General features: G+C 48.2%; 22 protein-coding genes. 2 read left to right on the top strand and 20 right to left on the bottom strand.

Features of this window, described 5'->3' with window-relative positions:
• Positions 1-2 precede the first annotated feature (2 nt).
• From rpe to MHI06_RS19755, 17 genes are all read right to left on the bottom strand, one after another.
• The gene (gene rpe, locus MHI06_RS19675) at positions 3-662 is read right to left on the bottom strand and encodes a ribulose-phosphate 3-epimerase (RefSeq protein WP_017687456.1); all 660 of its coding nucleotides are present in this window, start codon (positions 660-662) and stop codon (positions 3-5) included.
• Position 663: 1 nt separating this feature from the next.
• Positions 664-1,572, bottom strand: coding sequence for a ribosome small subunit-dependent GTPase A (gene rsgA, locus MHI06_RS19680; RefSeq protein ID WP_340398834.1), 909 nt, complete (start codon positions 1,570-1,572; stop codon positions 664-666).
• A gap of 61 nt (positions 1,573-1,633) precedes the next feature.
• A complete protein-coding gene (gene pknB, locus MHI06_RS19685; RefSeq protein ID WP_340398835.1) occupies positions 1,634-3,844 on the bottom strand; it encodes a Stk1 family PASTA domain-containing Ser/Thr kinase in 2,211 nt (736 codons plus the stop codon).
• A complete protein-coding gene (locus tag MHI06_RS19690; protein WP_169481520.1) occupies positions 3,841-4,617 on the bottom strand; it encodes a Stp1/IreP family PP2C-type Ser/Thr phosphatase in 777 nt (258 codons plus the stop codon). The genes pknB and MHI06_RS19690 overlap by 4 nt, the downstream gene beginning before the upstream one ends.
• Positions 4,618-4,624: 7 nt before the next feature.
• Complete coding sequence (rlmN, locus tag MHI06_RS19695; RefSeq protein ID WP_036614609.1) at positions 4,625-5,665, bottom strand: 23S rRNA (adenine(2503)-C(2))-methyltransferase RlmN; 1,041 nt, start codon at positions 5,663-5,665, stop codon at positions 4,625-4,627.
• 253 nt (positions 5,666-5,918) lie between these two features.
• Positions 5,919-7,397, bottom strand: coding sequence for a 16S rRNA (cytosine(967)-C(5))-methyltransferase RsmB (rsmB, locus tag MHI06_RS19700; protein ID WP_340398836.1), 1,479 nt, complete (start codon positions 7,395-7,397; stop codon positions 5,919-5,921).
• Positions 7,394-8,347: a methionyl-tRNA formyltransferase gene (gene fmt, locus MHI06_RS19705; protein WP_340398837.1), complete on the bottom strand. Its 954-nt coding sequence runs from the start codon at positions 8,345-8,347 to the stop codon at positions 7,394-7,396. Before fmt ends, rsmB begins: the two co-directional genes overlap by 4 nt.
• 12 nt (positions 8,348-8,359) lie before the next feature.
• The gene (gene def / locus MHI06_RS19710) at positions 8,360-8,848 is read right to left on the bottom strand and encodes a peptide deformylase (RefSeq protein WP_169481523.1); all 489 of its coding nucleotides are present in this window, start codon (positions 8,846-8,848) and stop codon (positions 8,360-8,362) included.
• A 118-nt stretch (positions 8,849-8,966) separates the two neighbouring features.
• Complete coding sequence (priA, locus tag MHI06_RS19715; RefSeq protein ID WP_340398838.1) at positions 8,967-11,516, bottom strand: primosomal protein N'; 2,550 nt, start codon at positions 11,514-11,516, stop codon at positions 8,967-8,969.
• 3 nt (positions 11,517-11,519) lie between these two features.
• Complete coding sequence (gene coaBC, locus MHI06_RS19720) at positions 11,520-12,755, bottom strand: bifunctional phosphopantothenoylcysteine decarboxylase/phosphopantothenate--cysteine ligase CoaBC (protein ID WP_340398839.1); 1,236 nt, start codon at positions 12,753-12,755, stop codon at positions 11,520-11,522.
• Between the two features lie 141 nt (positions 12,756-12,896).
• Entirely contained in the window at positions 12,897-13,109 is a 213-nt protein-coding gene (gene rpoZ / locus MHI06_RS19725; protein ID WP_036614619.1) for a DNA-directed RNA polymerase subunit omega, read from the bottom strand.
• Positions 13,110-13,265: 156 nt separating this feature from the next.
• Complete coding sequence (gmk, locus tag MHI06_RS19730; protein WP_017687445.1) at positions 13,266-13,838, bottom strand: guanylate kinase; 573 nt, start codon at positions 13,836-13,838, stop codon at positions 13,266-13,268.
• A 13-nt stretch (positions 13,839-13,851) separates the two neighbouring features.
• Complete coding sequence (locus MHI06_RS19735; protein WP_006209218.1) at positions 13,852-14,112, bottom strand: DUF370 domain-containing protein; 261 nt, start codon at positions 14,110-14,112, stop codon at positions 13,852-13,854.
• A gap of 51 nt (positions 14,113-14,163) precedes the next feature.
• Positions 14,164-15,063: a YicC/YloC family endoribonuclease gene (locus MHI06_RS19740; protein WP_340398840.1), complete on the bottom strand. Its 900-nt coding sequence runs from the start codon at positions 15,061-15,063 to the stop codon at positions 14,164-14,166.
• Positions 15,064-15,082: 19 nt separating this feature from the next.
• Complete coding sequence (locus MHI06_RS19745) at positions 15,083-16,972, bottom strand: bifunctional homocysteine S-methyltransferase/methylenetetrahydrofolate reductase (RefSeq protein WP_340398841.1); 1,890 nt, start codon at positions 16,970-16,972, stop codon at positions 15,083-15,085.
• A gap of 227 nt (positions 16,973-17,199) precedes the next feature.
• On the bottom strand, positions 17,200-18,033 hold the full coding sequence (gene dapF, locus MHI06_RS19750) for a diaminopimelate epimerase (RefSeq protein ID WP_062836116.1): 834 nt from the start codon (positions 18,031-18,033) through the stop codon (positions 17,200-17,202).
• A gap of 184 nt (positions 18,034-18,217) precedes the next feature.
• Positions 18,218-21,076, bottom strand: a complete 2,859-nt coding sequence (locus MHI06_RS19755; protein ID WP_340398842.1) for a calcium-translocating P-type ATPase, SERCA-type — start codon at positions 21,074-21,076, stop codon at positions 18,218-18,220.
• 359 nt (positions 21,077-21,435) lie between these two features.
• Between MHI06_RS19755 and MHI06_RS19760 the strand changes: the two genes are divergently transcribed.
• Positions 21,436-23,208, top strand: a complete 1,773-nt coding sequence (locus MHI06_RS19760) for an NFACT RNA binding domain-containing protein (protein WP_340398844.1) — start codon at positions 21,436-21,438, stop codon at positions 23,206-23,208.
• A 193-nt stretch (positions 23,209-23,401) separates the two neighbouring features.
• Complete coding sequence (locus MHI06_RS19765) at positions 23,402-23,848, top strand: GNAT family N-acetyltransferase (RefSeq protein ID WP_340398845.1); 447 nt, start codon at positions 23,402-23,404, stop codon at positions 23,846-23,848.
• Positions 23,849-23,989: 141 nt separating this feature from the next.
• Here the strand turns inward: MHI06_RS19765 and MHI06_RS19770 are convergent, their stop codons facing one another.
• The 3 genes from MHI06_RS19770 to MHI06_RS19780 all read right to left on the bottom strand — a co-directional run bounded on the left by MHI06_RS19770 (position 23,990) and on the right by MHI06_RS19780 (position 26,416).
• Positions 23,990-24,859 (bottom strand): PHP domain-containing protein, encoded by an 870-nt coding sequence (locus tag MHI06_RS19770; protein ID WP_340398846.1) that lies wholly within the window; start codon positions 24,857-24,859, stop codon positions 23,990-23,992.
• Positions 24,860-24,923: 64 nt separating this feature from the next.
• Complete coding sequence (locus MHI06_RS19775; protein ID WP_340398847.1) at positions 24,924-25,847, bottom strand: selenium metabolism-associated LysR family transcriptional regulator; 924 nt, start codon at positions 25,845-25,847, stop codon at positions 24,924-24,926.
• A gap of 131 nt (positions 25,848-25,978) precedes the next feature.
• Positions 25,979-26,416: a hypothetical protein gene (locus MHI06_RS19780; protein ID WP_017687436.1), complete on the bottom strand. Its 438-nt coding sequence runs from the start codon at positions 26,414-26,416 to the stop codon at positions 25,979-25,981.
• Positions 26,417-26,485: the final 69 nt, after the last annotated feature.

Below are 26,485 nucleotides of genomic sequence, written 5' to 3' on the forward strand. Positions count from 1 at the left end.
GATCAGCCTCCGTAGCTACGACGGATTTCAGTAATCGCGGCAGCACGATCCTCACGACCAAATACGGCACTTCCGGCAACGAGTACATCTGCTCCAGCTTCCACCACAAGCGGGGCTGTATCGGCAGCAATTCCGCCATCTACTTCGATATGTACATCATGGCGTCCCTTTTCGTTCAACCAAGTACGAATCTGCTTGATTTTGTTCATGGTACCCGAGATGAATGCCTGTCCGCCAAAACCAGGATTTACTGTCATGACAAGAACCATATCCACATCATCCAGAACTTCGAGAATGGCTGACGCTGGCGTTCCCGGATTCAGGGCAACCCCTGCCTTCACTCCCTGCTCCTTGATCAGATGAATAACCCGGTGCAGATGCACACAAGCCTCAGCATGAACCGTAATTACTGCTGCTCCTGCTTTGGCAAATTCCTCAACATAACGCTCCGGATTCTCAATCATCAAATGCACATCGAGCGGCAAACTTGTATGTGGAGCGATCGCCTTCACAATCGCAGGTCCAAGCGTAATATTAGGGACGAAATGACCGTCCATAACGTCAACATGAATCCAGTCTCCTCCTGCAGCTTGGGCTTCTGCAACTTCAGCACCAAGTCGGGCAAAATCAGCTGATAATATCGATGGGGCAATTTTAATCATGTTAATACCTCCGCTTCTTATCTTTCATTTCGGTCAGGAACAGCACATAGTGTTGATATCGGCTTTCGGAGATCAGACCTTCCTCCTTGGCCGCAAGCACACGACAGCCTGGTTCATGTGTATGGGTACAACCTCGGAATTTGCACTGATCTGCAAACTGGGCGAATTCCCGGAAACAAGTGGAGAGTTCCTCCACACCGATCTCCAGAAAGTCCAGTTGGCTGAATCCTGGCGTATCCGCAACAAATCCACCATTATCCAACGGAATAAGCTCCACGTGCCTAGTGGTGTGTTTCCCTCGCCCTAGACGCATGCTGATCGCACTCGTCTCCAGCGTCAGCCCGGGCATCAATGCATTTAACATGGATGACTTGCCTACACCGGATTGACCAGAGAATACGCTAATCTTACCAGCGAGACGGTCTCTGAGCAGTTCACTGCCTTCACCGGTACGTGAACTTGTGGAGATCACTTCGTAACCAACCTGTTCATACAATGCTTTCACTTCAGCAACAGTGTCTTTGGCTGGATCAGCCAGATCCTGCTTGGTCAGCACAATCAGAGCATCCAACCCAGCCTGCTCGATGTGAACAAGGAACTTGTCCAACAGATTCAGGTTCATATCCGGTTCTTTGACTGAGAATAACAGAACAGCCAAACTTACGTTGGCTACCTGAGGACGGATGAGTTCCGTCTCACGCTTCCGGATTTCATCTACCGTTCCTTCTCCGTTCTCTGTCAGCATGTAGCTGACGCGGTCACCTACAAGCGGTGACGTTCCCCGTTTTCTGAAGATACCTCTAGCTCGACATTGAACGGCGGAACCTTCAACCGAAGGAACCCCGTTGTCTTCCACTGGCATGACATAATAGTAACCGCTTAGCGCTTTAACGATGATACCTTCTGGCATAGCTCCGTCGCCCTCCTTTAGATGGTGGTACATTTACTCCAGACGCCAGCATAAGCCGCCCTTATGGACGGCTTGATGCGTTAATGACTTCCTTTTTCTTCTCTTTTTCCTTACCTTGCCCTTTACCATTATTCATGGCAGAAGTGTCTTCATCTACATTGTCACCCTCACCGTCTGCCGGTGTGGACTCAGGTTCACCTTCCTGATTGGGATCAACACTGCCCTCATCTACGCTACCTTCACCTGGATCAGGCTCATTTTCTGGCGGCGTTTGCGTGCTTTGTTCCGGGTCAATGGAAGGTACATTCACTGTTCCGTTTTTGGCTTCACTGTAGGAGACTAGATACGTATCCAGGAACTGTCCATCGCGATATACGGACACAGCCCCATTTTCATTTGGAGCGAGCACAAGTGGAATGGTCAAGATCTGGGTTGAGTTCACGGTGCGTGTTCCCCATTCCTGATTCTTGCCGCGTGCATCTTCATATGTGATACGGATTTTACTATTTTTGCCCTCTTCTTTGGGTGATACATTGATATTAAAAGGATATTGCAGTGCTTCAGGCGGATACCCTGTACTGATAAAGATCGTAATCTTATCGCCAGGACTCACCTCTGCGCCCGCTTCCACAGGCCATTGCTGCGTCACTTTGCCCTGGTCCACCGTATAACTTGATTCTTCCTGCACCTGAGCAAGCACAAGTCCAACAGATTTAAGTTTTTCTTCAGCTTCACTGCGGGTATGATTTTTCAGATCAGGCATTTTGACCGTTTCGGTACCTTTACTTACGGTTAACTCAATCTGAACAATCTCAGGATCGAATTCCTCATTGACACCAGGTGTCTGGGAAATAACAGTACCTGAAGCCACATCATTGGAGAACTCATCTTTCCGCTGAATCTGATCTTCCTTAATGCCAAGCGCAGTCAATTGTTTGACAGCCTCATCATAAGGGTCTTGCTTGACATCAATCATCTTCACCAGTTCTTTTTCTGCACCAACACTGATCTGGACCTCGGAACCTTCTTTGACGACATCGCCTTCTTTTCTGCTCTGCTCAAAGACAATCCCGGGTTCAACATCTTCCTGATACAGACGGATGACCTCATCACTGACGACGAGTCCTTTCTCCTCAAGCATTTCCCGAGCCTTTTCTTCCGTCTGGGTAATCACGTTAGGTACGGTTACTTCTGGTACAACCAGCATACCCTTGACATACCATACAACGCCCACCATGGCGATTAGAATAAGAACGGTTAATGAAATGAGTAGTGTTGGCTTCTTCCAGCTCTTGGCTTTCGCTTTACCCTTACCAGTTACTTCGTCAGACTCCATCACAGGTACTGCACCCGTCGATGTAACTCCGCGCGGTTCAGGCTTGATGGCTGGCATAACGCGAGTCTGGTCTATATCATCCTCATCCGGAAAATCAATCTTCGTTTCATTACGTCTCTCCGGCATCAGGCAAGTTTCCAGATCCGTCTGCATCTCTTTGGCCGACTGATAACGTTCCTGTGGATTTTTACGCATGGATTTTAAGATGACATTTTCCACACTTTGCGGAATCAATGGATTGAATTTACGTGGTTCATCGAACTCTTCCTGCAAATGCTTCAATGCCACACTGATTGGACTTTCACCCAGAAACGGAAGTTGCCCAGTCAGCATTTGATAGAGTACGATCCCAAGAGAATATAAGTCCGATTTTTCACCAGTAACGATGCCTTTGGCATGCTCCGGTGAGAAGTAATGTACAGAACCAACTACAGAACCCGTCTGTGTGATCGTTGTAGATGTAACGGCACGAGCGATCCCGAAATCCGTTACCTTCACGCGGCCATTCCGGCCAATTAATATATTATGGGGTTTGATATCCCGATGAATAATTTGATTATGATGTGCATGATCAAGAGCATCTGCAATCTGGGAAGCGATTCGGACCGATTCATCCACCTGCAGAGGTGCACGCTCTTTAATAATTTCATTCAGGTTTTTGCCTTCCACATACTCCATGACAATATAATGAACGTCATCTTCCTGCCCCACGTCATAAATACTGACTACATTCGGATGAGAAAGTGATGCTGCCGATTGTGCTTCCCTTCGGAAACGGCGAATAAACTCTTCGTCATGCACAAACTGTTGTCTAAGAACTTTGATCGCTACATTCCGGTTCAGCAGAAGATCCTGAGCTTTGTACACGAGAGCCATGCCGCCACCGCCGACACGCTCAATCACTTCATAGCGTCCGCCTAGCTGGTGCCCAATCATGACTCACACCCCGTTTCCGTATCCACGGAACCTTCCTTCTGCAACTCAAACAATGCAACCGTGATGTTGTCATCTCCCCCAGCAAGTAAAGCCAACTGAAGCAGTCGGTCTGCACGATCTTCCAATGCCAGTTCCAGATTGCCGGCAACCTGAATAATCTGCTCATTGCTAACCAGGTTACTGAGACCGTCACTGCACAAGAGCAGAACTTCGCCTTCCTCCAGCTTGACGGTATCCAGATCCACCTTCACTTCAGCATCTGTTCCAAGGGCACGAGTCAGCACGTTACGACGGGGATGATGAGACACATCCTCTTTGCTGATCTGGCCATTTTTGAACAATTCGTTCACCAGTGTATGGTCCTCGGTCAATTGGATCACAGCTTTATTAGCAATTTTGTAGGCTCTGCTATCCCCGATGTGTCCAATAACACCTTCCGTATCGTTCAATAACGCCGCAACCACCGTTGTTCCCATGTTGTGATACTTGTCATCTGTTGATGCCGTGCGGAAGATAACTTCGTTGGCATGCAAAATAGCATCGCTGAGAGCCGCAGACAGAGACGCATGTGACAGACCTGGTTCCAGTGTTCCCAGATCTTTCACCAACGTCTCTACTGCCAAGCGGCTTGCCGTATCCCCTGCAAGATGTCCACCCATGCCATCGGCAACAATACCCAGAATATATCCTGTATCGAGATTACGAATCCAGGCTGAATCTTCATTCACCGAACGCACTCGTCCGATATGGCTCACATGAACTGTTTTGATCAAAACGTTCTCACCTCAACTCCATATGCTTTGCACGAAGCTGACCGCAAGCGGCAGCAATATCATGTCCCTGTTCACGACGAATGGTTACATTAACACCCTGTTCCGAGAGAATCTTCTGAAAATTAAAAATGTCGCTTCTCGATGTTCTTACGTATTTGCGTTCAGGTACATGGTTAACCGGAATCAGATTCACGTGGCACAACATGTTCTTAAGCACACTTGCCAGTTCTGCTGCATGCTCTGGCTGATCGTTTACCCCACCAATAAGTGCATACTCGAACGTAATTCTCCGACCTGTTTTGGCCAGATAATAACGAAGGGACTCCATCACGTCTTCAAAAGGAAAACGACGGTTAACCGGCATCAATTTCGAACGCAGTGCATCATTTGGTGCATGGATCGAAATGGCGAGGTTAATCTGTGTATCTTCATCTGCAAACTTGTAGATGTTCGGAACGATTCCGCTCGTGGATACCGTGATGTGACGCTGACCGATGTTCAGCCCTTTTTCATGAATCATAATGCGCAGGAAAGTCATCGTAGCTTCATAGTTTTCGAAAGGTTCACCCGAACCCATGATTACAATGCTGCTGACACGCTCGCCGCGTTCATCGAGAATTTTCTGAGCCTGCACAACCTGGGCAACAATCTCCCCAGCCGTAAGGTTACGCTTGAGACCACCCAATGTGGATGCACAGAATGTACAACCAATACGACATCCAACCTGTGTGGTTACACAGATGCTGTTCCCGTAGTTATGCTTCATGATTACTGTCTCAATGGCATGATCATCATGAAGACCAAAGAGGAATTTAACCGTTCCATCTTTGGATTCAAACTTGGTAATTTCCTTAAGCGTTACAAATTCAAATTGCTCTGTCAGTTTTTCACGCAATGGCTTGGACAGATTGGTCATCTCACTGAAATCATTCACACGTTTTACATAAATCCAGTCAAAGATTTGGCCACCGCGAAACGCCGGCTCCCCATTCTCCACAGCCCATTGCTGCAGTTGTTCCAGAGAATAATCATATATAAAAGGTTTCATTTTGTTGTCAACACCTATTCCTTCTTTTCTTTTCGTTTGGCTTCCTTCTTTTCGTTCCATTCGTCCTATTCTATCACAAAGACCACGTTACATCCATGTATACCCTTGATATCTGTACTTCATGCATTATAACATCTCAATGCCGCCATCGCACCCTGTCATCACATTCTCTGACAATTATATCGAAGTCCCATCACAAAGAAATCCGCCGAAGTTCCCCTCGGCGGTCATACTTCCGTGCTCTATTAAACTGTTATTCCACTGTTTTTGTCAACCGTGCGATGAAAAATCCGTCACTGTGAGCGTATTGTGGCAAAATCTGAATACCACCGTTCACAACCTTCAAGTTCGCTGTCTCCGATTCAGACCAGACGGATGCTTCTGCTGGGCTATATTCCGGATGTCGATTCAAGAAGTCTGCAACCATATCCTCATTCTCAGCAGGCTCAATCGTACACGTGCTATACACCAGAATACCACCTGGTTTTAACAACGGCGCAACATGATCAAGCAATTCACGCTGCAAGCCTGCGATATCTTCGATATCTTTTACGGTTTTGGTCCATTTCACATCAGGCTTGCGGCGAATAACACCCAGACCTGAACATGGTGCATCCAGCAAAATGCGGTCAAACGACGCTTCCGGATACCGTTCATTCAGGTCTAGCGCATCTCCAGTTACAGCATCAATACAAGTCAGACCGAGACGCTCCGCCTGATCCAGGATCAGCTGGCGCTTGTGAGCATGTACATCATTCGCGACAATACGACCGCGATCCTGCATTTTCTCAGCCATGTGAGCTGTTTTACCACCTGGAGCTGCGCAGCAATCCAATACAAGTTGGTCTACTTCTGGCGCAACTGCTTCAGCGACAAGCATGGAACTTTCGTCCTGTACAGAGAACAACCCGTCCCGATACCAGGACGTTAGAGCCATGTTTCCGCCACTACGTACAAGAATTCCATCGGAACTCAGCTGAGAAGCTTCAACGACTGCACCTGTACTGGTCATCTCATGCATCAGTTTCTCCCGTGTGGTCATTGTTGTGTTGACCCGGACACTCACCGCTGGCGGCTCATTATTCGCACGACAGATCGCTTCCGCTGTCTCTTCGCCGTACTGGGCAATCCAGCGTTCAACCATCCATAACGGGTGGGAATGCTCCAGTGAAATACGTTCTGCAACGGGCAGATGTTCTGGAATACGAAGTTCATCCCGATTGCGGATCATATTGCGGAGCACTCCATTCACCATACCCGAGATTCCCTGATGGCCCAGTTTCTTCGCCAGATTAACCGCTTCGCTCACCACGGCATGTTCCGGAATACGATCCAGGTAGATCATCTGATATGCGCTGATCCGAAGCAGGCTACGAACCCAAGGTTGTAGTTTGGATACTCCTTTTGCAACGAAACGTTCCAAGTAATAATCAAGTGTATTCAATCTAGCGATTGTTCCGTACACTAACTCGGTAGCTAGTCCAGCATCCGCAGGGCTTAAATCCGCCTCTTTCAGACGACGGTTCAACTCCAGATTACTATATGCTCCATCTTGCTCAACAGCGCTAAGAACCTTGACTGCCAATGTACGAGCAGATGTTTTGGGTTGCTGGGAGCGCGATGCACCACCCGATTTACCCGAATTCGGACGACGGTTTCCTTCACGTCCAGATGAATTTCCATTAGCTTTCTGGCCTTTTCCTGACGAACGACCTGGTATGTTACCGCTCATCGCAGCACCGTTCCAGGTTTCAGTGTACCGCCACGGGCAAAGTCAGCGGCTTGCATCACCTTTTTCCCCGCAGGTTGCACCTCAGTCAACCAGAGAGATCCATTGCCTGTACACACTTCAATACCTGCCTTATTCAACTGCAGCACCGTTCCCGGCTCTGCTTGTCCAGCATCCGAAGAAGAGGTTATGTTCAAATGATCCGGATTGGCGGCCGCCCAGACTTTGAAGACCTGATCATCCCACATCGTAAATGCACCCGAGAATGGCACAAGACCACGGATCTGATTGAACAATTCGCGTGATGTGCGACTCCAGTCCATTTTCTCGTCATCCCGAGTCAGATTGCGAGCATACGAAGCCTCGGCATCATCCTGAGGGACAGCCGTTGTTTCGCCTGCAACCAATCGTGGCATTTCAGCCAGTAGCAATCTGGATCCGGCCTCACTTAGTTTGTCAAACATCGTTCCTGATGTATCTTCATCTGTAATCGGCAGTTGCACATACGAGATCATATCTCCCGTATCCAGGCCTTCAGCCATATACATTAATGTGACTCCTGTCACGGATTCCCCGTTAATAATGGAACGTTGGATCGGGGCTCCCCCCCGATATTTCGGCAAAAGAGAGCCATGCACGTTCACACAACCACGAACAGGCATATCCAGCACGGCTTTGGGCAGAATCTGCCCGAATGCCGCGGTAACGATCAGATCCGGCTTCCATTCAGCCAAGCGGGCTACGGCTTCCGGATCACGCAGTTTAACAGGCTGAAACACCGGCAGACCGTGGCGTTCTGCTGCGGCCTTAACCGGTGTTGGCGTAAGTACTTTTTTGCGCCCCTGTGGTTTATCAGGTTGAGTCACCACACCCACCACATTGTATCCCTCTGCAATCAGCATATCGAGAGAAGGAACTGCAAATTCAGGTGTTCCCATAAAAACAATATTCAAATCAATCACTCCTTAATTACGACGCGGTCCCGTTTGATCTGCTGCAATTTCGTACACTTTCTCGGCGATATCCGTAAAGAGTACGCCATCCAGATGATCAATTTCATGCTGGAATGCACGGGACAACAGGCCACTACCCGTAATAATCAACTCTTTGCCTTCACGATCCAGACCCTTTACCGTAACGGTCTCAAAACGACGAACGTCACCATTAATTCCAGGGATACTCAGACAACCTTCCGGTCCGAATTGCTCTCCCTCACTTGCGATAATCTCAGGGTTAATCATCTTGATCAGTCCTTGCTCATCACCAGCGTCAATAACGATCAGACGTTTTAAAATGCCGACCTGTGGCGCAGCAAGACCCACACCTTCCGCATCGTACATGGTATCAGCCATATCATCCAGCAATTTTTGTACATTCGGTGTAATTTTCGGTACTTCTTTGGCTCTCTTGTGGAGCACCTCATCTGGTTCTTGAACGATAATGCGAATCGACATGTTGTAAGCACCTTCCTAATCCTCATCATAATTTCAGGACGATATTCTTTATTTTTGGTGTATTCATTTTTAATCTATGTTTATACCGCTTGTTTACATCCGCATTGCTGCAAAATGCTTACATTAACATTTGCGGGTCTACATCCAGACTAATGAGCAGTTTTTGCGCCTGAACATCATCGTCCATGCGCCGGGCTGTTGCCAGAGCGAGTCCGATGGCGTCTACATCCCCCCGCCATTTTATCATACATTGGAATCTGTATCTATTCTTGATCCGTGGAATCGGGGACGCTACCGGCCCAAGCACATCAAAGGCATCATTGCTGAAACGATCCAGACTGCCGAGCCATCCTGCTGCATTAGCCTTCTCCTTCAGTATTCGCGTGTAGTTCTCGGCAAGACGAATCAATACCGGAAGTTGTTCATGCGAAAAGGTCACCAGAATCAGGCGACAGTATGGCGGATATTGCAGATTGCGACGGTGCAGCAACTCCTCACGTACAAACGATACATAGTCATGCTGACTCGCATGCCCAATGGAGTAATGCTCCGGCGTATAGGACTGAACGAACACCTCACCAGGCAATTGGTGACGACCCGCTCGGCCAGCTACCTGTGTTAGTAACTGAAACGTTTTTTCGGCAGCACGGAAATCAGGTAAATTCAGTGCTGAATCCGCTGTTATCACGCCAACCAGGGTTACATCGGGGAAATCAAGTCCCTTCGCAACCATCTGGGTGCCTAGCAACACGTCTGCTTTTTTCTCACGAAACTGTTTCAGCAGCTTCTCGTGAGCCCCTTTTTCCGTTGTCGTATCCACATCCATCCGAATGACCCGAATGCCCGGAAAGAGCTTCGCAAGCTCTTCCTCGACCCGCTGTGTACCTGTACCAAAGTATCGAATATGCTCACTTCCACAATCTGGACACACTTCAGGAGCCGCTTCCGCATACCCGCAGTAATGACAACGGAGATTATTCGAGCGCTGATGATACGTCAATGAAATATCACATTCGGGACAACCTGCCACATATCCACAACTTCGGCACATCACAAAGGTCGAATATCCACGGCGATTCAGCAGAAGCACCGTCTGTTCACCGCGCTCCAAGCGCTCCTCTAAACCTTTGTGCAAAGCCCTGCTGAACATGGAACGGTTGCCATCCTTCAATTCTTCGCGCATGTCAACAATTCGTACTTCAGGCAACTTGTTACCCAGTGCCCGTGTTGGCATCTCCAGCAAGAGTGGTGCAAAATCATCGTTGCTCTGCGAGCGTGCCGCATAGTAACTTTCCAGCGAAGGTGTCGCTGAACCCAGAACAACCACGGCCTGATGCTGCTGTGCTCTTTTTACGGCTACATCACGGGCATGATATTTCGGAGTTTCCTCCTGTTTGTAAGAAGTCTCGTGCTCTTCATCCATAATGATCAGCCCAAGGCGACTGAACGGAGCAAATACGGCTGAACGTGCCCCAATGGCAACCTTCACCTGACCCTCACGAATCTTGCGCCATTCATCATAACGTTCACCGCCTGACAGACGACTGTGCATGACCGCAACCTGATCACCAAAGCGCCCTTTGAAGCGCTCTACCATCTGCGGGGTCAGTGCAATCTCGGGCACCAATACGATGGCCTGCCGATCCTGCTCGATGCATTGTTGAATGGTTTGAAGATAGACTTCTGTCTTGCCGCTGCCTGTGACACCATGCAGTAAAAATACCCCATGGCGCTGTTCCTGCAATCGGCCATTGATATTGTCATAGACATGTTTTTGCTCATCGGTCAGAACCAGCGGTTCAGTCGCTTTGAACGTCCTGCCCTGATACGGGTCACGGAAGACCTCAACGTCCTCGGTGACGATCAGTCCCTTTTCCTCAAGCCCTTTAATCGTTGCGGCCGATACCTGTAGTGTAGATAACACTTCTTTCATCGGCATGGGCAACAGTTCTTTCATTTCCAGCAAAAAAGCCAGAATCTCCTTCTGTCGCTGTGCTTTCGCCGGGAATGAAGCAAGTGCTTCCTGAGCAGCAGCAATATCTACAGCCAGATCAACGGACTTCATCGTTTTTTTATTTAACTTGTCCTTGATGGCCTGACTTTCCAGCAGCACGCCACCAAGCAATAATTTCTTAATTAGTGCAGCATGATTGGGATATTTTCGACTCAGTTGTTGCAGCGGTACCTGACCCCGACTTTTGACAAAACGGATGATATCCTGCTGTACTTTCTCGGTCGTAGACTCTTCTCCCCAAACAAATAACACCTCATCATCCGGTTGTGCTCCCGCCATCTGTCCATCAAGTGCATCTCCCAGCGAGATGTATCGCTCTGCTTTCCCTTTCAATGCCGTCGGCACCATGACCTGCAATGACAAAATCCGGTTACTGGCATAACGTCCACTCATCCATTCGGCCAACTCAACCAAATCCTTTGACAACGGGGGAACAATGTCCAGTAACTCCTGAATCTGCTTAAGCTTGAATGTTTCCTCTCCGGTACGCGGCACAAGATCAATCACGAATCCCTGCACCGTCCGATGACCAAAAGGCACACCCACCCGGCTGCCAATCTCGATCCATTCCCTCATCGATTCAGGTACCAAGTAATCAAACGGCCGGTCTGTTTCCTTCACAGGAACATCGACAATGACCTTGGCAATCTCCATATCCTAATTCCTCCCTGCAATGCGCTCCGCCGCAATCCGGAGCAACCGATGAGCCACATCGTCCTTGGCCATCACTTGAAGCTCCTCCACCAAACCCTCCCGGTCATAGATATGTACCGCGTTGGTGTCTGTTCCAAATCCTGCACCCGTGCGGGTTACGTCATTGGCTACGATCAGATCACAATTTTTCCGTTCCAATTTCTCACGTGCATACATCTCAACCGACTGAGTTTCCGCAGCAAAACCAATCAAAAACTGATGGGTCTTCTGTTTACCCAGTGTTTCAAGAATATCTATATTTTTAACAAGTTCGAGCGACAGCGTGTCGCCTTTCTTCTTGATCTTCTCGGTATAAACTTCCTTTGGACGATAATCGGCAACTGCCGCCGCCTTAACCACGATATCTGCATCATCCCACTCGCGTGTTACCGCTTCATACATATCCTGTGCAGACTGTACAGGAATCAACTCAACATTCTCCGGCGGCTTGGCTTGGGTACTGCCCATAACCAATTTCACATCTGCCCCCAGATCACGCGCAGCTGCGGCTATGGCAAATCCCATTTTGCCAGATGAATCGTTCGTAATATATCGTACTGGATCAATGCGCTCAATCGTACCTCCAGCCGTAACGACAACCTTCTTGCCATGTAACAATGGAGCTTGTCCCTGCCGACTAATGTCTGCAGACTTGCGCTGTTCAAAGAAACGTTCCACCACATCCACAATGCTCTCCGGTTCTTCCAGACGTCCCTTGCCCACATATCCACACGCAAGCAGACCTTCACCCGGTTCAATCATCATGGCGCCCCGTTCAACAAGCAGGCTCATATTATGCTTTACAGCTGGATGATCATACATATGTACATTCATAGCTGGTGCAATCATGACAGGGGCTGTCGTGGCAAGCAACGTCGTTGAGAGCATATCATCTGCCATGCCATGCGCCATCTTGGCAATCACATTCGCTGTAGCCGGAGCAACCAGAACAAGATCAGCCAGATCGGCCAGATGAATATGAGATACGACTGCCGGCTCACGCTCATCAAATGTATCGGTATATACGGTGTTTCGGGTCAACGTTTGCAGCGTTAATTCGGTAATAAACTGTGTAGCGGAAGCTGTCATAATCACATGAACATCCGCTCCCTTTTGCACCAGTCTGCTGCATAATGTTGCCGCTTTGTAAGCGGCTATGCCGCCTGTCACACCAAGCACGATTTTTTTACCGTTCAACATGTTTACTTCCCCCGATATTTATACGACGTCTAATTATTAAGATTCCGTTAAAATATGCTTATTCGTAAAAAAATAACAACCTCGCGGTTGTCAATTAATCCGGCTTACGCCGTATGCAGTTGAAGAGCAGCCGCAGGCGGCTTACTCTTCTTCTTCGTCCTGTCCTTTGATGACAACGAGCAGGTCTCCATAGATTTCTTCCAGTGCAACGCCAACTTGCTTATGGGATCTCGCACCTCTTAAATCCGTTTTTTCACCTTCACGTAGCTGTCTAGCCCGGCGGGAAGCAGCAACAACAAGGGAATACTTGCTGTCGACTTTGTTCATCATTTCATCAATAGAAGGATACAGCATATTAACAAACACCTCTTCGCATTAGTATAATCGCAAGTTGCCGCCTGACAGAACTGATGTGGCATGTCTTCACATTCAGGCAGTCCGAGAGGACTACTTCAGTATATGATATGACAACTGCCCCACTTATATCGCATTCTGCAGCGGCAAAAGGGATTATTTATTGATCTTACAATGTTCGGCGATTATGATGCTTTCTATTCTCTTGCACGCCAAATCAATTTCATCATTAACAACAGCGTAATCATACTGCTCCAGCAGACTGATCTCATCGACCGCCACAGACATCCGGTGATCAATGGTCGCTTGACTTTCAGTACCACGACCCTGAATGCGATCTTTCAGCTCGTCCAATGAAGGAGGAAGCAGGAAAACAAAGATGCCTTCCGGGAATTTCTCTTTCACTTTTAACGCGCCTTGAACCTCAATCTCCAGAATGATGTCGCGGCCTTCGTTAATCGTTTTCTCTACAAAATCACGCGGTGTTCCGTAATAATTACCGACATACTCCGCATGTTCCAACAATTGATCTTCAGCAATCATGTTCTGGAACTCTTCATGACTTCTGAAGAAATAGTTCACACCATGTTCTTCACCAAGACGAGGCTGACGGGTTGTCGCCGATACGGAATAGATCAATTCCGGCACCCGTTTGCGCAAAGCGCTGCATACTGTACCCTTCCCGACCCCAGATGGGCCGGACAACACTACTAGTAATCCCTTAGACATATTACACTCCATTTTATTCGTCGTTATCATCATCTTTCGAAGAAAGACGATGGGCGACCGTCTCCGGCTGAACTGCAGACAGAATGACATGATCGCTATCCGTAATAATTACGGCACGAGTACGTCTTCCGTACGTTGCATCAATCAGCATGTGACGATCTCTTGCCTCTTGTATAATTCTCTTGATCGGCGCCGATTCCGGACTCACGATGGATATAATCCGGTTCGCCGATACGATGTTACCGAATCCAATGTTAATGAGTTTGATTGCCATAATCAGGTTCTTCCCCCTATACATGCGACTCTTATGCCGAAATGTGGCCGTTCATTCGATATTCGCCGCTTGCTCACGAATCTTCTCCAGCTCCGCCTTCATCTCGACAACACGGTTCACCAGAGCCAAGTGGTTGGCTTTTGATCCAATCGTATTGACTTCCCGATTCATCTCTTGAATTAGAAAGTCCAACTTACGACCTACCGGTTCATCACTCTTCAGCAGTTCCCTGCTCTGTCCAAAGTGACTGAGTAGACGCGTAAGCTCCTCTTCTATGTTAGAACGATCGGCAAACATTGCAATTTCCATACCCAATTTATGCTCATCAAAAGGGAAAGAGCCTTCTTCCTGCATTTCCGTAAGCCTCTGCCTTAACTTGTTGCGGTAATCACTCACCACAGTCGGTGCAAGAGCAAGCATCTCGGTATGCAGTGACTCCAGACGGATAATCCGCCGTTCCAGATCACTGGCCAGATGAAGACCCTCGCGTGCGCGCATCTGCTCCAGACTGGACAGAGCCTCTCTCAATCCTTCCTGCAAAACTCGCTCCCATTCGTCTTTCTGCTCTTCGGGAATGGAACTTGTCCCATCCGAATGAACCATGACGTCCGGCAGCCCAAGCATATCCACAATACTTGGTTTTCCGTGCATTCCAAATTGAGTCTCCAGTTGCTCTGCAGCCTGCAGATAGGCCCTGACCGTCTGTTCATTCAGAACAGCGGGAAGAGCCTGGTCTTCCTCTTTTTCTTTCATTACATAAACATCAATCCGCCCACGTTTCAAACGACTCTGTACGATCTTCCTCAAACCGTCTTCATAATACGTCCACTCTCTTGGCAGACGCATCATCACTTCGCAATAACGATGATTAACAGATTTGATCTCTAATTGTACCTTATAGCCGCCAAAATGAAAGGCGGATTGACCGTATCCGGTCATACTGAATGACATCGGCATCACATCCGTTTTACTATTGTAATTGATTATTAGGGTTGAAACAAGTAGGACATTGATGCTCCGACTTCTCCCATACATATTGAGTCAGTTCAGCCGTCATGCCGTAGAACATAAACGGTGTCATGAGATAGATGCCTTTGAAATGCGCTGTGGCTACGTCCAGCAGTTCCTTAGCAATTTTTACCCCCATCGCACGACCCTCTTCACCTTCCAGACCTGCCATCCGGGAACGCACTTCATCCGAAAGCTGGATTCCCGGAACCTCGTTGTGCAGATACTCTGCATTCCGTCCACTTGCCAGTGGCATCACACCTACAAAAATGGGCACATCCAGATGTTTGGTCGCTTCGTGCATTGCTACAATCAACTCAGGATCATAGATCGGTTGTGTCATGATGTAATCAGCGCCAGAGGCAATTTTCTTCTCCAGACGTTGTACAGCTTTCTCCAGATGTTTCACATTGGGATTGAACGCCGCTCCGATCACAAAGCCAGCTTTCTGCTTCAGCGGTTTACCCGAGAAGGCCACCCCATCGTTCAACTGCTTGATCATGCGTATGATTTCAAAAGAAGTCAGATCGTATACCGAGCTTGAACCTGGCAGATCGCCAAATCTTGCAGGGTCACCTGTAACAGCCAGTACATGATTAATGCCCAGAGCATCAAAACCCATCATGTGGGACTGCGTTCCAATCAGATTACGGTCACGGCAGGCAATATGCACCAGTGGACGGAGGCCCGTGCGATCCTGAACGAGGTGACCCAGCGCCATGTTGCTCATCCGTGTAACCGCTAATGAATTGTCCGCCAGTGTCAGGGCATCCGCTCCGGCTGCTTTCAGAGTCTCGGCACCTTTCATGAACTTGGCAATGTCCAGGTCCCGTGGCGGGTCAAGTTCAACAATGACTGTGTGACGTTGCTTGACCAGATCAACGATCGTAGGCTGTCCGCCACGTCCGGAACGCTCATCCACATTTTCATGCAGCACGATACGCGCTTTGGTTTCTGACGGATCAGGCTCCAAGATAGGCGAAGGTACATAGTTAGCGAGCGCCTCTTTCATTGCGGTAATATGATCAGGTGTCGTACCACAGCAACCGCCAATAATACGAGCGCCCAGTTCAGCAAATTGCACTGCCGTCTGACCGAAGTACTCCGGAGTCGCACCATAACGGAACTGACCATCGACATAGTCTGCTGCACCCGCATTCGGATAAACAGACATTGGGATACCGATACGTCCGGAAACGGTTTCCATGGCTCGCATAATCCCGTTTGGACCTGAGCGACAGTTAAAACCGATCACGTCTGCGCCCTGCTCCCGCATGATCCGGAATGCTTCAGGCATCGTATATCCGTCCAGTGTGTGTCCTACATCCTCTACCGCGAACTGTCCAATCACAGGCAGATCGCTCAGCTTGCGCGCTTGCAAAAGGGCAATATCCATTTCCTCGATATCATAGAAGGTTTCAAGCAGAATGCCATCCACACCTTCATCAAGCAAAGCAAAGATCTGTTGTTGATAGAAGCGTTTCAGTTCACTTGTAGACACGTTCGTCCGCTTGCCACCTCGAATGGAACCAACTGCACCAAGCACATAACCGTTATCTCCAGCTACCTCTTTGGCAATGCGTACGCCGGCACGGTTCACGTCCTCCACCTTGGACTCCAGACCGAACTTGGACAACTTGTCATAATTGGCAGAGTACGTATTGGTTTCAAATACTTCTGTACCTGCGTCCCGATAACGGCGATGTACATCTGCCACCACTTCAGGTGAAATCAAGTTCAACTCTTCATATGAAATCCCTACCGGAAATCCCATTTGGTACAGAAATGTTCCCATGGCCCCATCTCCAACGAGAACCCGTTCCTGCATAGCTTTGCGCAAATCCGCCTTCATCCCTTTTCCCCCCGCCTGACTGTGATCATTTTCATACTAATGTAACACAAAAAACGCTAAAAAACGAAGAAAAACACAGGTTTTTGATACAGATTAAAATCACCCCACAAAGTGGGGCTTTGGCTTCGAGGCTAACTCAGGTACTTTGCGGGGACCCCGAAATCTTATAAATTCTGTAAAGGTAAAAAAAGAGGCCCGCAGGCCTCTTTGGTTAAACCTTCCACTTTTTATGAAGTGATTCCCTTAAAAACAACTTCAGCAGGTCCGGTCATGTACACATGATTGTCAGCTTCATTCCACTCAATGTGGAGATCTCCACCCTTGAGGCTGATGATGGCTGTACGATCTGTATGTCCATTCAGGACAGAGGATACCAGTGTTGCACAAGCTCCGGTTCCGCAAGCAAGTGTTGGACCAGCTCCCCGTTCCCATACACGCATGTCCACATATCCACGGTCACGAACTGTGGCGAATTCCACATTGATTTTTTTCGGGAACATCGGATGTACTTCCAGAAGTGGGCCCCAAGTTGTGAGATCAAAATTCACAGCATCATCAACGTAGATGACGGCATGCGGGTTACCCATGGATACCGCAGTGAATTTGAACGCATGTCCATTCGCTTCAATGTGGTGATCAACCACGGGATTCGCATCCACCGTTGTCGGTACTTGAAGACCATTCAAGATCGGTTCACCCATGTCGACACGTACCGTTTCCACTTTACCATCACGAATGTTGAGACTCACTGGTTGTACGCCTGCCCCAATCGTTTCAATAGTAATTTGCTCCTGGCTAACATGACCATGATCGTACACATATTTGGATACACAGCGAATGGCATTACCACATTGCTCTGCTTCCGAACCATCTGAATTCATGATGCGCATCTGAAAGTCCGCCTTCTCCGAAGGTAGTATATAAACCAGGCCGTCCGCACCGATGCCGAAGAAACGGTTGCACCATTTCACAGCCAATTCTGCTGCATCTGCCGGAAGCTCCTTTTCACCAAATACAACGATAAAATCGTTACCAAGTCCATGCATTTTCGTAAATTCCATAATCTTGCCCACTCCTTTTGGCAGTCTGCTGCCAAAGCTATGTTCTTGCTCTTCTACAGGATCACCATAGAAATTCATATTCAACATTTGCACACAAAAAAGCTATCCTGCAAAATGCCAAAGCTGCCGCTTCGAATCATTTTGAGGATAGCATACCGAAATGGATCAGGAAAAGCTATTGATTTTATGCTGAAAACTTTGTACTTTTCGGTACGAAGCGGCCAGAACCACCCATACGACGGCGGTTACGACGACCACCCCACACGCTGCCTGCGCCCATAAGGAACGTCGGGATACCCGCAGCAACGATACAGATCGCCCATTCACGCAATCCTAGAGGTACGGTTTTGAAGATCGGCTGCAACGGTTCAACGTACATTACAACCAGCATCAGTACAACCGATGAAATAACCGCAAGAACCAGATATTTGTTCTGTAGCGGATTCCGGTGGAAGATGGACCGCGAACTACGGCAGTCAAAGACATGAATAAGCTGTGCCAAAACGAGTGTAGCAAAAGCCACAGACTGTGCCTTGATCAGTTGACCCGGGTTATCCGGTGCAGCCTGAAGGGTAAGCCAGAACGCTCCGAGTGTACATAATCCAATCAATACACCCCGGCTGACGATTTTCCAACCCAGTCTGCGGGCAAAAATATTTTCCTTGGCGCCACGGGGTTTGTGTTCCATTAAATCTTTCTCAGGCTGATCTACCCCGAGCGCCATGGCAGGTAAGCCATCCGTCACCAGGTTAACCCACAGAATCTGAATCGGTACGAGTGGCAGGGGCAAGCCCATCATCATCGCAAAGAACATTGTTAAAATCTCGCCCACGTTCGATGCCAGCAAATAACGGATAAACTTACGGATGTTCTCATAAATATTACGTCCTTCTTCAATCGCAGCCACAATGGTTGAGAAGTTATCATCACTTAGAATGAGCGCCGAAGCTTCCTTCGTCACATCTGTGCCTGTAATGCCCATCGCGATCCCGATGTCAGCCGCTTTAATCGCCGGAGCGTCGTTCACCCCATCCCCCGTCATGGCGACGACATGCCCTTTGCGCTGGAACGATTTCACGATGCGAAGTTTATGTTCAGGAGATACCCTTGAGAACACGTATATGCCCTCAACCTGTTTATCCAGTTGCTCGTCCGTCATGCCTGCCAGTTGCTGACCGCTTAGCGAGGCACCTCCACGTGGAAGAATCCCCAGCTGATGCGCAATGGCTTCTGCCGTTGTTCCATGATCACCTGTGATCATGACGGTACGTATGCCCGCCTTGCGGCATGTTGCAATCGCATCTCGCACTTCACGACGCGGCGGATCAATCATACCTGCAAGTCCGACGAAGACAAGCTGACTTTCGGCGGCGTGTTCGTCAGCCACTTTTTCCTCCGGTCGCACTTCACGATAGGCCATCCCGAGGACACGCAGTGCCGCTCCGGCCATGCTCTCGTTGGCTGCCATCACTTTTTGCCGCAGTGTTCCGGTGAAAGGTACTACCTTGCCTTCCCATAAAATATAACTGCAGTGTCCGATCAACACATCCGGTGCACCTTTGGTATAGATCATTCGTCCTCCCTGGTGATGAACCAGGACCGACATGCGTTTACGCTCCGAATCAAACGGGAACTCCTGCTGGCGGGCATACAACTCTTTGAGGCCAGTAGGCGTAAGCCCCATTTTGGAGGCCAGTGTAACCAGTGCCCCTTCCGTCGGATCACCCTTCAGCTCCCAGAATACATTATCTCGCTGGTCCGCTTCTTCTTTGTAATCATCTTTTTTTGTATTTTTCTTGCTTTCCTTTTTGGTATCTTTGCCTTTTTTCTTGTTTCCTAATTCGTTTGCATCACTCTCCACAATACTGGCATTGTTGCAAAGTGCGCTGATCTGAAGCATTCTGCGTAGAGATTGGTCACTCTTCAATTCCACCGTTCGACCGTTCTCCAGCATCTGCCCCTCAGGTGCATAACCATCCCCAGTAACCTTGATGCTGCGTCCCTCCAGCCACACATCCGTTACCGTCATCTTGTTCTGGGTGAGTGTGCCTGTCTTATCCGAACAGATTACGGACGCACAGCCAAGGGTTTCGACTGAAGGCAGTTTGCGCACAATGGCTTTACGTTTGATCATTCGCTGTACTCCAAGTGCGAGCGCAATGGTTACAATGGCCGGCAGACCCTCCGGTATGGCGGCCACCGCGAGGCTGACCCCTGCCAGAAACATGCCAACGGCTGGTTGTCCGTGCAATATTCCTGCGACAACGACCATGACGGTTAATCCCAATGCGACAAAAATCAAAATTTTGCCCAGTTGTTCCAGCCTGTGTTGTAGCGGTGTTTCCTGCTCCTCCGTATTCTGGATCAGATCGGCAATCTTGCCCATCTCGGTCTCCATTCCCGTACGGATAACCACACCTTTAGCCGTACCACGCGTGACCATGGTACCCATAAAACCAATATTCTTCTGATCACCCAACGGAACGTCCTCGTCGGCAATCGGAAGGCAATGCTTGCTTACGGGAACCGATTCCCCAGTAAGTGCCGACTCCTCGACATCCAGACTGTTCGTTTGCAGCCAGCGTACATCAGCAGGTATTCGGTCACCACTTTCAACCATGACAATATCCCCGGGTACGAGCTGTTTGGCGGCAAGATGTACTTCCTGGCCCGATCGAAGCACTTTGGCAAGAGGTGCGGACAACTGTTTCAATGCACGAAGAGATCGTTCTGCCCGGAATTCCTGTACAAACCCCAGAATGGCATTCAGTACGATAATGGCCACAATCGTTACTGCATCCAGATACTCACCTAACAATCCGGATACCAACGTTGCTCCCATCAACACCAGTACCATAAAATCCTTGAACTGATTCAAGAGCAATGTAATGGGAGAAATGCGTTTCCCCTCGCTCAGCTCATTTGAACCGACTACTTTCCTCTTCTCTGTTACAGCTTCATCCGTCAATCCTTCCTGCGGGCTGATGCCAAGAGTGTTACGAAGCTCTTCATCACTAAGTTGATGCCACTTGGTATGTTCCATGCTTCAAGGTTCCCTCCCAGTCTGTATTTCATCTGCAAAACAAGCTCAATGCTTCACCGGCGCGCTGGTCGACAGGCTGTACACTATGCCGGACAAACTACCTGCTCTATATGTATTCGGACAGGTCTGTGATTAGCACCCAAGAGGTGAATCCTTTCCCTGATGGACAGAATAGGCTAAAATAAAAGTCTGCGATGTTCTGCGCAGTACCGATTCCAGCGTTCAACAGGCAAGCAACGAAGAATCTGCAGCCAGTCCTGTTTTTTTACATAACCTGGTTGCTCGTTTCAGTTATATAGATGAAGCATTTGGCATGATGATAAAATGCAGATGCTCGATAGAGAGAGGAAGTGGAAAAAATGGCATTGGACGGCATCGTAACACGAGCCATTGTTCATGAATTGCAAGGCTGCATTGGTGGACGTATCAGCAAGATCCATCAGCCGAATGGCCATGACGTAGTTCTCACCCTGCGTGCTCAGCGCGGAAATAGTAAATTGCTTGTTTCGGCAAGCCCGACATATCCTCGTGTGCATTATACGGAAAAGACATTTCTAAACCCTACTGAAGCACCCATGTTCTGCATGTTGCTACGTAAGCACTGTGAAGGTGCAATCATTGAGGAGATCCGTCAGATTGGCATGGAGCGTATTATCCACATCAATGTGCGCCAGCGCGACGAACTGGGGGATGTTTCGGTTAAACGAATCATCATTGAATTGATGGGGCGTCACAGTAATATTATTTTACTTGATCCTGTAACTGGAACGATTCTGGATGGCATTCATCATGTGACTCCGTCCATCAGTAGCTATCGGGTAATCATGCCTGGATTCTCCTATACCGCTCCACCCGAACAACATAAAAGTAATCCGCTCGAAGTGAGCCGTGCAGCATTCGAGGACAGCTATCATGCCGCTGAAGAAGAGGCATCCCGCTGGCTTGTGAATGCCTTTAGCGGTCTTAGCCCGCTAATTGCGGGAGAGATTGCCGCTCGTGGGACTGCTGCTGAAGACACGGTAAGCACTCAGGCTGTAGTGGAGGGTGAGAGCCGGATTGAGGCGGGGGCACTCTGGAACGCTTTTGAAGCCGTGATGGGACCTGTCAGAGATCATATCTACATGCCTGTAACGGGAATGAACGCCAAAGGCAAAATGATTTTCTCGGCCGTTCATCTTGAGAGCATTCAGGACTTGGAGAAAACCTATGACACGATGAGCAAGTGCATGGAAGATTACTACGGAGACAAGGCTGAACGGGACACGGTAAAACAGAGAGTAAGTGATCTGCTCCGTTTTCTGCAGAATGAGCGCAGCAAGAACATCAAAAAGCTGGACAACCTGAACAAGGACCTGCTGGAAGCAGACGATGCAGACAAGTTCAGACTATGGGGTGAGTTACTGTTTGCCTCCCTGCATCAGGTCCACAAAGGGGACAAGAGTGTGGAGCTTGTGAACTTCTACGATGAAGACCAAGCCAACATTACTATTCAGCTTGATCCGCTGCTCACACCGTCTGACAACGCACAGCGTTACTTCAAGCGGTATAACAAATACAAGAACAGTCTGGCTGTTATTCATGAGCAACTTGGCAAAACCAAAGACGAGATTGACTATCTCGATAATCTGTTGCAGCAGCTGTCCATCGCATCGATGAACGACATTGAGGAAATTCGGGATGAGCTTGTGCAACAGGGATACCTTCGTGATCGTAACAAAAAGGGTAAAAAGAAGAAAAAAAGCGACCGTCCGACCGTACACCAGTTCACCTCCTCCGAGGGAATTGATATTCTTGTGGGCAAAAATAACCTGCAAAATGAGTATGTGACCAACCGTCTCGCTTCTTCCAACGACACTTGGCTGCACACCAAAGACATTCCAGGTTCCCATGTCGTCATTCGCAGTACGGACTTTGGTGAAGCTACATTGGAAGAAGCAGCACAGCTTGCTGCCTATTTCAGCCAAGCCAAGGAGTCGAGCAGCGTGCCTGTGGATTACACGTTTATCCGTCATGTACGCAAACCAAGTGGTGCGAAGCCTGGTTTTGTGATCTATGATCATCAGAAGACGTTGTTTGTCACGCCAAATGGTGAATTGATCAAGAGCCTGCCATCCACCATTAAAAATGGATAGTATATTATAGATGTAACAGTAACAATAGAAAAATCCCCAGACCATTAACGGTTCAGGGGATTTTTGTTATTGCATTATTTGTTTGAGTGATAGGTGAAGTTCAACTTATTTATTACTCTTATTGAATATTAATTCATTTATATGTATAATAATTCAATTGTGATGATTAAAATTACTGTTAAGGAAGTGTACCATGACCATACATATTCGAGAAACACAACCTGATGATCTGAAACCCCTGATGGCATTAATGCATGACTATGTGGTGGGGTTCTACAATAATCCCTGGCCTGGTGATCAATCCATCCAGCTTTTGATTAACAATCTGCTTAATCAGCAGATCGGCGCTCAATTCGTGGCAGAACAGGACGGGGAGCTTATCGGATTTTCCACCCTGTTCTTTACTTACAGCACGATGAAAGCAGAGCGTGTTGCCATTATGAATGATCTTTTTGTGACGGAAACATTCCGAGAGGGCGAAGCGGAAGCCAAATTATTTGCACACTGCCAACAATATACGCGTGAACAAGGATGTGCTTATATGTCCTGGATCACAGCAGTAACTAATGAGCGGGCACAGCAATTATTCGAGCGTCTTGGAGCTACACGTGGCGATTGGGTAAATTATTCGATTACATAGACTCTTATTAACACAAAAAAGGACACACACACATGAAGGTTTAGGCCTATCATGTTTGCATGTCCTATACTACTTCGACCTTAAAATATATTTCAATAATGCAGAATTCATTTAGTCAGATAAAGCTTTACCACGTTTCGCCTATACTCCCTTTTGCTGTGAAGCAGCAGCCTTCAGCCTCTCCAACACATCAAGCGTTACGGTCTTGCTACCGAGATCCCCGTGGAAAACAACACCTTGCCGTGCGCCATGATAATCCGATCCACCAGTCTCAATGAGGTCATATTCCCGGGCCATCTCAGCATACCTGCGTTCCTCTTCCGGGCCATGGTCCGAATGAAATACTTCAATACCATCTGGATGAGAGTCTTCGATGATACGTCGCACCAATTCATCATCATGATAGAGACCCGGATGGGCAATCACAGCGGCTCCCCCTGCGGCTCTGATCCACTCGCATGCATCCTTGGGTGCAACTCGGGGTACAGATACGAAGCCAGGCTTGCCTTCCGCAAGATATCGATCGAATGCATCCCGCATGTCGATAGCATATCCCTTCTTCACCAACACATCAGCCATATGAGGTCTTCCGATACTCTCATCCGGCTCTAACGGCCGTCCCAGCTCATCGAGTACCTCTTGCCAGGTTATATCAAGCCCGAGTTCCTGTAGCTTGCCAATAATCAGATGATTCCGCCCATCTCGCGCTTCACGTAATCCGCGCAACCGTTGCAGGAACTGCTCATCCTCCGTATTTACGTAATAGCCCAGTACATGAATATCTTTGCCGCCAGCCCGGGTGCTGATCTCCACTCCAGCAACTACATCAATTTCGAACTCTTTCCCCGCTTGCTGTGCTTCCGCTACACCAGCTACTGTATCATGGTCCGTTAGGGCAACCGCAGATAGTCCTTTTTGCTTGGCAAGCTTCACATTATCAGCTGGTGGCTGCATTCCGTCGGAGGCCTGACTATGGGTATGAAGATCACAGCGTCCTTGGTGTTGATCCATGTACAACAGCTCCTTTATGTGAGTCATTTGGATTAAATCTCATCTATCATTGAGTTTCCGTCTATTATGCCTTCCCTGTCTTGTGTTCCGGCTCAGGTTGCTCCTGTTGACGCAGATAATTCAGGAAAGCGACAGCTGACAGGGGCAACAAGGACGATTTTAGATGGATAGCATAGAACTGCCGTTTGAATTCGAGTCCACGGATATCCACAATATGAACGAGTCCCAGAGCTAGCTCATGCTGCACGGAAGAAGGAGATAACATCGTAATGCCTACCCCTGCCTCTACAGCCGATTTTACCGCTCCTGTACTGCCAAGTTCCATCACCACATTCATATCCTGTGGATCAATCTTTTTCTTTTGCAATTGGTCTTCCATCACCTGACGGGTACCTGAACCTTTCTCACGCAGCACAAAGGGATAATTCATCACATCTTCAAGGTTCACTTTGCTACGCTTAGCCAGATCATGCCCGGCAGGTACAATCAGTTTTAGCTCATCCTGCATGACAGGCTCTACAATCATGTCCGGGTGGTGTACTGGCGCTTCAATCAGACCAAAATTAAGCTGGTGCTTCAATATATCATCCATAATTTGCGTTGTATTCATCACTTTCATGACGATGGAAATATCGGGATACTGAAGCGCAAACGGTCCGAGCATGCGTGGAAGCACATACTCCCCGATCGTTAAACTCGCTCCAAGCTGGAGTCGGCCCTGTAACATCTGGGTAAACGCCGACATCGCTTCATCCGTCTGTCGGACCAGTTCTACGCTCCGTTTCGCATGAGGCAATAAAGTCCGGCCAGCCTCAGATAATTCTATTTTTTTGGTGGAACGATGCAATAACTTGGTTCCGAAATAGTCCTCCAGTGATTGAATCTGCATCGTTACTGCCGGTTGAGTCATATGTAATGCTTGTGCAGCAGCTGAGAAGCTGCCTTTCTCTGCTACCGTATAAAAAATATGCAATTGGTGAAAATTCATATCTTCGCCCCTCTTCGATTACACTCTCTACATTGTAGCCGATTTCCCGCTTGGCAACAAAAAAAGCATGCAGCTTGTCTGCATGCGATAATACTTGAATCTATGATTTCAACATATTGAATCTACTCAACTTACTTATGCTTGCGGCTATTTTTGACCAGCGTCATTCTTCTTGAATGTCTTAACCATGAATAATATGACTTCAGGTCCCTCAACTCAATGGTCTCCGACATACGTCCCAGAAACGTAACTACAATCATTTTGTGCAGCGGGTTGCCCGCAATATCATATTCTCCTTCAAGTTCGGAAAATTCGGCGACCACAACCAGATCCTCATCAATCAGGTAGACGTCCTGTTCATTACGGTAGTATGGTGTTATACGGTCCTGCTTCAGACACTCCCATAACCACGCTGCAATATGGTCATCATCACTACGTGCAGGCTCAATACGGTCTGCATACCGCATCTTGGCATGATGGGTAATGACGATGTCGGCCACTTTCTTGTCTCCAAGAGCCACAAAAAACGGCTCGTAGGTGCTCCAACGTTGCATCACCTTATCACGCAAGGGAATCACTCTCCACCAGATAGGACTTTCTATCTATTTATTACCAAATATATTACAACATAAGTCCTG

The sequence above is a fragment of the Paenibacillus sp. FSL H8-0079 genome, assembly GCF_037991315.1.
Classification (GTDB): Bacteria; Bacillota; Bacilli; order Paenibacillales; family Paenibacillaceae; genus Paenibacillus.